Origin of the sequence: Streptomyces sp. NPDC059957 (genome assembly GCF_042730015.1) — a bacterium.
GTDB lineage: Bacteria > Actinomycetota > Actinomycetes > Streptomycetales > Streptomycetaceae > Streptomyces.
In genome coordinates this window covers 1-8615 of sequence record NZ_JBHWMB010000104.1, presented here as the reverse complement: position 1 = coordinate 8615, position 8615 = coordinate 1, and the positions used below count along the sequence as shown (strand labels likewise).

The window sequence follows — 8615 nt, the reverse complement described above, 5'->3', positions numbered from 1 at the left end:
CCCTCGTGGGGGAGCGGCCGAAAACGCCTCCCCCCAAGGGGGGGAGTGCGGGTGAGAATTGGGTGGGGGGAACAAAAAGAAGGCCCCCTCCGCGTCCCTCGCGGGGGCCCTCTTCGCTGTTTCCGGACGGGCGCGGACGAAGTGAGTACGGGCCCGGCGGCGCGTGTGCGGACGTGTGCGGCGTCTCACGCGCCCCCGGGCCCGGGGGAGTGGTGGTGGCGGTCCTGCGACCGGGGAGGTGCTCAGCTGGAGCGGCGCAGGGCCTCGGTCAGGCGGGCGGCCGCGTCGATGACGGCCTGGGCGTGCATGCGCCCCGGGTGGCGGGTCAGTCGCTCGATCGGCCCGGAGACCGATACGGAGGCCACCACGCGGTTCGACGGCCCGCGCACCGGCGCCGACACGGAGGCCACGCCGGGCTCCCGCTCGCCGATCGACTGCGCCCAGCCGCGACGCCGTACGCCCGAGAGCGCCGTCGCCGTGAACCGCGCGCCCTGCAGGCCGCGGTGGAGCCGCTCGGGCTCCTCCCAGGCCATCAGGATCTGCGCGGCCGAGCCGGCCTTCATCGGGAGCGTGGAGCCCACCGGGACGGTGTCCCGCAGGCCCGACAGCCGCTCCGCGGCCGCCACGCAGATGCGCATGTCGCCCTGACGCCGGTAGAGCTGCGCGCTCTCGCCCGTAACGTCCCGGAGGTGGGTGAGCACCGGTCCGGCCGTGGCCAGCAGGCGGTCCTCGCCGGCCGCGGCGGCGAGCTCCGCCAGCCGCGGTCCGAGGATGAACCGTCCCTGCATGTCCCTCGCCACCATCCGGTGGTGTTCCAAAGCCACGGCAAGGCGATGTGCCGTGGGTCGTGCGAGCCCTGTCGCCGCGACCAGCCCGGCGAGGGTGGCCGGACCGGACTCCAGTGCGCTCAATACCAGAGCTGCCTTGTCGAGAACGCCGACGCCGCTAGAGTTGTCCATGAAACGATATTCGCGTCTCACACTGTGAAACGCAAGTTCAATTTTTCCAAGAACCAGCGAGTCTGTATGTGCGGGTCCACGAACCACTGGGTCCGAGCCGTCGTCCGGGACGTGGGGTACGGACGATCAGGCGCACGAGATCTCTATCAAGCGCCGGCACAACCGGCCGGCCGGAGGGAAAGCGATGGGTAGGACACTCGCGGAGAAGGTCTGGGACGACCATGTCGTCCGGCGCGCCGAGGGCGAGCCCGATCTCCTCTTCATCGATCTGCACCTGCTGCACGAGGTGACCAGCCCCCAGGCCTTCGAGGGCCTGCGGCAGGCCGGCCGCAAGGTCCGGCGCCTGGACCTCACCATCGCGACCGAGGACCACAACACCCCCACCATCGACATCGACAAGCCGATCGCGGACCCGGTCTCCCGGGCCCAGCTGGAGACGCTCCGGTCGAACTGCGCCGAGTTCGGCGTACGCCTGCACTCGCTGGGCGACGTCGAGCAGGGGGTCGTCCACGTCGTGGGACCGCAGCTGGGTCTGACCCAGCCGGGCACCACCGTGGTCTGCGGCGACTCGCACACCTCCACGCACGGCGCCTTCGGCGCGCTGGCGTTCGGCATCGGCACCAGCCAGGTCGAGCACGTGCTGGCGACCCAGACGCTGCCGCTGGCCCGCCCCAAGACGATGGCGATCACCGTCACCGGCGCGCTGGCCGACGGCGTCACCGCCAAGGACCTGATCCTGGCGATCATCGCCAAGATCGGCACCGGCGGCGGCCAGGGCTACATCCTGGAGTACCGCGGCGAGGCCATCGAGCAGCTCTCGATGGAAGCCCGCATGACCATCTGCAACATGTCGATCGAGGCCGGCGCCCGCGCGGGCATGATCGCCCCCGACCAGACCACCTTCGACTACCTCGAGGGCCGCGACCACGCCCCCGTGGGCGAGGACTGGGACGCGGCGGTCGCGTACTGGAAGACCCTGCGGACCGACGACGACGCCGTCTTCGACGCCGAGGTGGTCATCGACGGCACCACGCTGTCGCCGTTCGTCACCTGGGGCACCAACCCCGGCCAGGGCGCGCCCCTGTCGGCCAACGTCCCCGACCCTGCTTCGTACGAGGACGCTTCGGAGCGCAACGCCGCCGAAAAGGCCCTGGAGTACATGGGGTTGACCGCCGGACAGCCGCTGCGCGACATCAAGGTCGACACCGTCTTCGTAGGTTCCTGCACCAACGGCCGCATCGAGGACCTGCGCGCCGTCGCCGGGATCATCGAGGGCCGCAAAGTCGCCGAAGGCGTACGGATGCTGGTCGTCCCGGGCTCGGTCCGCGTCGCCCTGCAGGCCGTGTCGGAGGGCCTGGACAAGGTCTTCAAGGAGGCCGGCGCCGAATGGCGGCACGCGGGCTGCTCGATGTGTCTGGGCATGAACCCCGACCAACTGGCCCCCGGCGAGCGCTCCGCGTCCACCTCCAACCGCAACTTCGAGGGCCGGCAGGGCAAGGGCGGGCGCACCCACCTGGTCTCCCCGCAGGTGGCCGCCGCCACCGCGGTGCTGGGCCACCTGGCCTCGCCCGCCGACCTGTCCGACGCCACCGCGACCGCCGGAGTCTGAGAACGATGGAAGCCTTCACCACCCACACCGGCCGGGCCGTCCCGCTGCGCCGCAGCAACGTCGACACCGACCAGATCATCCCGGCCCACTGGCTGAAGAAGATCACCCGCGACGGTTTCGAGGACGGGCTCTTCGAGGCCTGGCGCAAGGACCCGGAGTTCATCACCAACCGTCCCGAGCGCGCCGGCGCGACCGTCCTGGTCGCCGGTCCCGACTTCGGCACCGGTTCCTCGCGCGAGCACGCCGTCTGGGCCCTGCAGAACTTCGGCTTCAAGACGGTCATCTCCTCCCGCTTCGCCGACATCTTCCGCGGCAACTCGCTGAAGAACGGTCTGCTGACCGTGGTTCTGCCGCAGGAGACCGTCGAGCAGCTGTGGAAGCTGACCGAGGCCGACCCCACCGCCGAGATCACGGTCGACCTGGTCGACCGCCAGGTCCGAGCCGAGGGCGTCGTAGCGGAGTTCGAACTCGACGACAACGCCCGCTGGCGGCTCCTGGAGGGGCTGGACGACATCTCCCTCACCCTTCAGAACGAAGCCGACATCGCCACCTACGAAAGCGTCCGGCCGGCCTTCAAGCCCCGCACGATTCAGGCGTGATTCCAGCCTGATCAGCGCTTATTCGCCTTAGGGTGATCACATAGGCAACACTGTGCCCCCTGCCATCCGGCAGGGGGCACAGTCGTGTGTTGAGGCCCCGTGAGGCGACAACTCGCCCCAGATGGCACAATCTGTGCATGGAACGCGACAGTCAACTTGAGCTCTACGGACTTGTCGCCGACCGATTGAAAGAAGCACACACAAGGGTGCGCACGCTGCAAGTCCCGGAGGGCGTAAGGATGGCGCTGTCCCGGAAGCTGTTGGTCGTCACGGCCGTGGCGAAGCATGATCTCGCCGACGCGGCAAGACGCCTGGACAGGTTGATGAAGGACCTCGACGAGGGTCGATTCCCTGAAGGCGACTGATGCGAAGGAACTCCGTAACGGCCTACAACGTTGCGGCACTAGGGTGATAAGCCCGTTTCGTGTTTGATTTGCGGTATATATCCGCCTAACGTGCGAAATAAGCTTGAACACATTCGTTCTGGCGAAGTCTCCGAAGGGGAAGACGTTGAACAAGGCGCAGCTCGTAGAAGCGATTGCCGACAAGCTGGGCGGCCGTCAGCAGGCCGCGGACGCCGTCGACGCGGTACTGGACGCCATCGTCCGCGCGACCGTCGGAGGCGACCGGGTCTCGGTCACGGGCTTCGGCTCGTTCGAGAAGGTCGACCGTCCGGCCCGCTACGCCCGCAACCCCCAGACGGGTGAGCGCGTCCGGGTCAAGAAGACCTCGGTTCCCCGCTTCCGCGCGGGCCAGGGCTTCAAGGACCTGGTCAGCGGCACCAAGAAGCTGCCCAAGGGCGGCGAGGTCTCGGTGAAGAAGGCGCCCAAGGGCAGCCTCACCGGTGGCGCTTCGGCGACGGTCAAGAAGGCCGCCGCGAAGAAGGCCGCACCCGCCAAGAAGGCGGCTGCCGCGGCCAAGACCACGGTCGCGAAGAAGGCCACGGCCAAGAAGGTCACCGCCACCGCCAAGAAGACGGTCGCCAAGACCGCCGTGGCGAAGAAGGCCGCCCCCGCGGCCAAGAAGGCCACGGTCAAGAAGGCCGCGGCGACGGCGAAGAAGACCACCGCCACCGCGAAGAAGACCGCCCCGGCGGCCAAGAAGGCCACCGCCGCGACGAAGGCGCCCGCCAAGAAGACGGCGACGCGCAAGGCCACCGCGAAGAAGACCACCGCCCGCAAGACCAAGTAGGGCAAGGAGTCACACACGCCGGGCCGGTTTCCCCACGGCGGGGAAACCGGCCCGCGGTGCGTCGGCAGATCCGATGCGGCCGACAGATCCGGCGGTTCCGGCGGTTCCGGTGGGCCGTAACGCCCGGGGTCAGAAGGTCTGCAGGGTGACCAGGGTGATCCGCAGGCCCGTGCCCTCGCCGTCCGTCTCGATCCGGACCCGCTGCCCGGGACGCAGCAGCCGCAGGCCGCCCGCGTCGAACGCCGGGGCCTCGAAGGGCACCGGGGTGCCGTCGTCCAGCAGCACACTGCCGCTGCGGGTCTGGGAGTCGTACGTGTACGCGGTCGCCTGCATACGGGCACTGTATCGGGCCGTATGACGCCCCACGCCGAGGGCCAGGGCCGTACGCAGATCCGCCCCCGTGTCCACGTCCCGGCGGATGCTCTCCACGCCGGAGAGGGCCATTTCCACCGCGCCCGAGGCCGAATGCCGGGCCCGTGAGGGGCCGCCGAACGAGGGCGCCAATTCCACGTCCGGAGCAGCGGAAAGCAGGGTCGTCCCGATTCCCGCCGCATCCGCCAGAAATGCCCTGGGAAATACCGAAGCGGTTTCGAGCACGCGTAGCAATTCGGGTGGCCGCAGTGCCGGCAGATCCGCGTTCATGGCGGCCACCGCCGCCCCGGGCCTGCCCGCCCGTATCGCCCGCGCCCCGTGGGCCAGCGCCGCGTTGAGCCCCGCCGCCGGGGAGTCCGGCACGATCCGGGCCCCGAGCCGTGCCAGTTCCGCCCCGGCCGCCGGGTCGTCCGTGACGACCACCACATCCGCGACCGCCGCGCAGGCCAGCGCCCCCGCCACGGTGTCCAGCGCGAACGCCAGGGCGAGCCCCGGCCGGGACGCCCCCACGGCCGCCGCGAGGCGGCTCTTGGCCACCGCGAGCGGCTTCAGGGGGACCACCAGACTCCAGACGGCGTTCGTGACGGACCCCTTCCCTCCGGCACGCTCGCGCGCCGCTCAGGCCATGTGCGGGTCATGGCCAGGTCATGCGGAGCCCCATTGTCACCTCATGCCGGTCGACCCGGGGTCTGGTCCGGGTGTCCGGGGCGTACGGTGTTCTCGACAGAGACCGGACCCGGGGCCACACTTGTCCGTCCCCGGGGTGCCCAAGCCGCGCACCGGTCCTAGAGGAAGGTGTCCGAGTGTCCCGCCGCAGAATCGGCTTCTGGTACCGCCTTGCGGCGGCCATCGCGAAACCGCCGCTGGTAGTGCTCTTCAGGCGGGACTGGCGGGGAATGGAACACATTCCGACCGAGGGCGGATTTATCACCGCCGTCAATCACAACTCGTATCTGGACCCGCTGTCCTACGCGCACTTCCAGTACAACACCGGCCGGGTGCCCCGATTGCTCGGCAAGGCGGCCCTCTTCGAGGTCCCCATTGTCGGAGCGATCCTGCGCGGCTCCGGCCAGATCCCCGTCTACCGGGAGTCCACCAACGCCCTGGACGCATTCCGGGCCGCCGTGGACGCGATCGAGCGCGGTGAATGCGTGGCCTTTTACCCGGAAGGCACCCTCACCCGGGACCCGGACATGTGGCCGATGGCCGGCAAGACCGGCGCCGCCCGCGTGGCCCTGATGACCAGGGCTCCCGTCATTCCGGTGGCCCAGTGGGGCGCGAATCTCGCGATGCCGCCCTACGCCAAGGAGAACAAGGTCAGCCTGTTCCCGCGCAAGACCCTCCAGGTGCTCGCCGGGCCGCCCGTGGACCTCTCCGCGTACTACGACCGGGAACCCACCCCGGATGTGCTCAGGGAGGCCACCGAAGTCATCATGGCGGCCATCACCGGGCTGCTGGAGGAACTGCGGGGCGAGAGTGCGCCCGCGCAGCCGTACGACCATCGAGGCGCCAGGGCGCAGCAGCGGCGCAAGGCCGCAGGGGAGGGCAACAAGTGACACGTCCCGTGAAGGCAGCCGTATTCGGAACCGGCTCCTGGGGCACGGCCTTCGCCATGGTCCTCGCCGACGCCGGCTGCGAGGTGGTCCTGTGGGGCCGCCGCCAAGAGCTCGTCGACGCCATCAACGGCACCCGGACCAACCCGGACTACTTCCCCGACATCGAACTCCCCGCGAACATCCGCGCCACGAGCGACCCGGCCGAGGCCGCGGCCGGCGCCGACTTCACGGTCCTCGCCGTGCCCTCGCAGACCCTGCGCGGCAACCTCGCCGCCTGGGCCCCGCTGCTGGCCCCCGAGACCGTGCTCGTCTCCCTGATGAAGGGCGTAGAACTCGGCACGGCCAAGCGGATGAGCGAGGTCATCGAAGAGGTGGCCAAGGTCCCCGCCGACCGCGTCGCCGTCGTCACCGGCCCCAACCTGGCCCGTGAGATCGCCGCCCGGCAGCCCGCCGCCTCCGTGGTCGCCTGTACCGACGAAGCCGTCGCCCAGCGCCTCCAGGCCGCCTGCCACACCCCGTACTTCCGCCCGTACACGAGCACCGACGTCATCGGCTGCGAGCTCGGCGGCGCCGTCAAGAACGTCATCGGCCTCGCCGTCGGCATCGCCGACGGCATGGGGCTCGGCGACAACACCAAGGGCTCGCTCATCACCCGCGGCCTCGCCGAAGCCACCCGCCTGGGCCTGGCGATGGGCGCCGACCCGCTCACCTTCTCCGGCCTCGCGGGCCTCGGCGACCTCGTCGCCACCTGCTCCTCGCCGCTCTCCCGGAACCACACCTTCGGCACCAACCTCGGCCGCGGGATGACCCTGGAGGAGACCATCGCGGTCACCAAGCAGACCGCCGAGGGCGTCAAGTCCTGCCAGTCCGTGGCCGATCTGGCCCGCCGCCACGGAGTGGACATGCCGATCACCGACACGGTCGTCGACATCGTCCACCACGGCAAGCCCACCCTGGTCGCGCTCAAGGAACTCATGGGACGCAGCGCCAAACCGGAACGGCGCTGACTGCTTTCCGGACGCGTGAGCGGGTACCCTCGTGGCGATATGAGCAGCGAGAACCTCCCCCAGACCCCTGAGCAGCAGGGCCGCAAGCCCCGCGTGGCCGTCGTGTTCGGCGGCCGCAGCTCGGAACACGCCATTTCGGTCGTCACCGCGGGCGCCGTCCTGCGCTCCATCGACCGCTCCAAGTACGAGGTGCTGCCCATCGGCATCACCACGGACGGCCGGTGGGCGCTGACCGCCGACGAGCCCGCCCGGATGGCCATCTCCGGCGGTGAGCTCCCCAACGTGGGGCAGCTCGCCGAATCCGAGGACGGCGCCGTCGTGCTCTCCGTCGACCCCGCCAGCCGCGAGGTCGTCTACACCGAGCCGGGCGCCGTCCCCAAGGCGCTGGGCGAGGTCGACGTGGTCTTCCCCGTCCTGCACGGCCCGTACGGCGAGGACGGCACCCTCCAGGGCCTCCTGGAGCTCTCCGGCATCCCGTATGTCGGCTCGGGCGTCCTCGCCTCGGCCGTCGGCCAGGACAAGGACTACATGAAGCGGGTCTTCACGTCCTTCGGGCTGAACGTCGGCCCGTACGTGACCATCCGCCCCCGCGAGTGGGAGAACGACCGGGAGGGCGCCCTCGCGCGCATCGCGGAGTTCGCCGGCGAGCACGGCTGGCCGCTGTTCATCAAGCCCGCCCGCGCCGGATCCTCGATCGGCATCACCAAGGTCGACGAGCCCGCCGGACTGGACGCCGCGATCCGCGAGGCCCGCCGCCACGACCCGAAGATCATCGTGGAGGCGCTGCTGCGCGGCCGCGAGATCGAGTGCGGGGTCCTGGAGTTCGAGGACGGCCCGCGCGCGAGCGTGCCCGCCGAGATCCCGCCGGTCTCCAGCCACGACTTCTACGACTTCGAGGCCAAGTACATCGACTCCGCCTCCGGACTCGTGCCCGCCCCGCTCACCCCGGAGCAGACCGCCGAAGTCCAGAAGCTCGCGATCGAGGCCTTCGACGCCGCGTCCTGCGAGGGCCTGGTGCGCGCCGACTTCTTCCTCACCGAGGACGGCACCTTCGTCATCAACGAGATCAACACCATGCCGGGCTTCACGCCGATCTCCATGTACCCGCGCATGTGGCAGGAGTCGGGCATCGAGTACCCGGAGCTGGTGGACCGCCTGATCCAGGCCGCCCTGCGCCGCTCCACCGGACTGCGCTAGGTCGTCTCCGCAAGAGACGGCCCAGCCCCGGGCACGAAGCTCCGTACGCGGACGAGGACCGCCCGCCCCCCCCCGCCCCAAGATGGTGGCGGGCGGTCCTCTTCCGCGCGCAAGGTCCCGGAGGG

8 protein-coding genes and 1 pseudogene are annotated in these 8615 nt (G+C 70.2%); 7 read left to right on the top strand and 2 right to left on the bottom strand.

Features of this window, described 5'->3' with window-relative positions; genetic code table 11:
* Positions 1–242: 242 nt before the first annotated feature.
* A complete protein-coding gene (gene ndgR, locus ACFWBW_RS38250) occupies positions 243–959 on the bottom strand; it encodes an IclR family transcriptional regulator NdgR (RefSeq protein WP_112450208.1) in 717 nt (238 codons plus the stop codon).
* 184 nt (positions 960–1143) lie between these two features.
* On the opposite strand from ndgR, the gene leuC reads away from it, so the two are divergent.
* The 4 genes from leuC to ACFWBW_RS38230 all read left to right on the top strand — a co-directional run bounded on the left by leuC (position 1144) and on the right by ACFWBW_RS38230 (position 4358).
* Entirely contained in the window at positions 1144–2568 is a 1425-nt protein-coding gene (gene leuC, locus ACFWBW_RS38245; RefSeq protein ID WP_385383312.1) for a 3-isopropylmalate dehydratase large subunit, read from the top strand.
* Positions 2569–2573: 5 nt separating this feature from the next.
* A complete protein-coding gene (gene leuD / locus ACFWBW_RS38240; protein WP_243337738.1) occupies positions 2574–3167 on the top strand; it encodes a 3-isopropylmalate dehydratase small subunit in 594 nt (197 codons plus the stop codon).
* A gap of 137 nt (positions 3168–3304) precedes the next feature.
* Positions 3305–3532 carry a hypothetical protein gene (locus tag ACFWBW_RS38235; protein ID WP_243337737.1) on the top strand — a complete coding sequence of 76 codons (228 nt, stop codon included), beginning with the start codon at positions 3305–3307 and terminating at the stop codon, positions 3530–3532.
* Positions 3533–3677: 145 nt separating this feature from the next.
* Complete coding sequence (locus tag ACFWBW_RS38230; protein ID WP_385383309.1) at positions 3678–4358, top strand: HU family DNA-binding protein; 681 nt, start codon at positions 3678–3680, stop codon at positions 4356–4358.
* Between the two features lie 330 nt (positions 4359–4688).
* On the opposite strand, the pseudogene cofC reads toward ACFWBW_RS38230, so the two are convergent.
* Positions 4689–5294 (bottom strand): annotated as a pseudogene (gene cofC, locus ACFWBW_RS38225) (2-phospho-L-lactate guanylyltransferase); the annotation flags it as partial.
* Between the two features lie 239 nt (positions 5295–5533).
* Here cofC and ACFWBW_RS38220 point away from each other — a divergent pair.
* From ACFWBW_RS38220 to ACFWBW_RS38210, 3 genes are read left to right on the top strand one after another with little or no spacing between them, the layout of a single operon-like run.
* Positions 5534–6286: a lysophospholipid acyltransferase family protein gene (locus ACFWBW_RS38220; RefSeq protein ID WP_385383306.1), complete on the top strand. Its 753-nt coding sequence runs from the start codon at positions 5534–5536 to the stop codon at positions 6284–6286.
* Positions 6283–7293, top strand: coding sequence for an NAD(P)H-dependent glycerol-3-phosphate dehydrogenase (locus tag ACFWBW_RS38215; protein ID WP_385383303.1), 1011 nt, complete (start codon positions 6283–6285; stop codon positions 7291–7293). The genes ACFWBW_RS38220 and ACFWBW_RS38215 overlap by 4 nt, the downstream gene beginning before the upstream one ends.
* 39 nt (positions 7294–7332) lie before the next feature.
* Complete coding sequence (locus ACFWBW_RS38210; RefSeq protein WP_385383301.1) at positions 7333–8490, top strand: D-alanine--D-alanine ligase family protein; 1158 nt, start codon at positions 7333–7335, stop codon at positions 8488–8490.
* Positions 8491–8615: the final 125 nt, after the last annotated feature.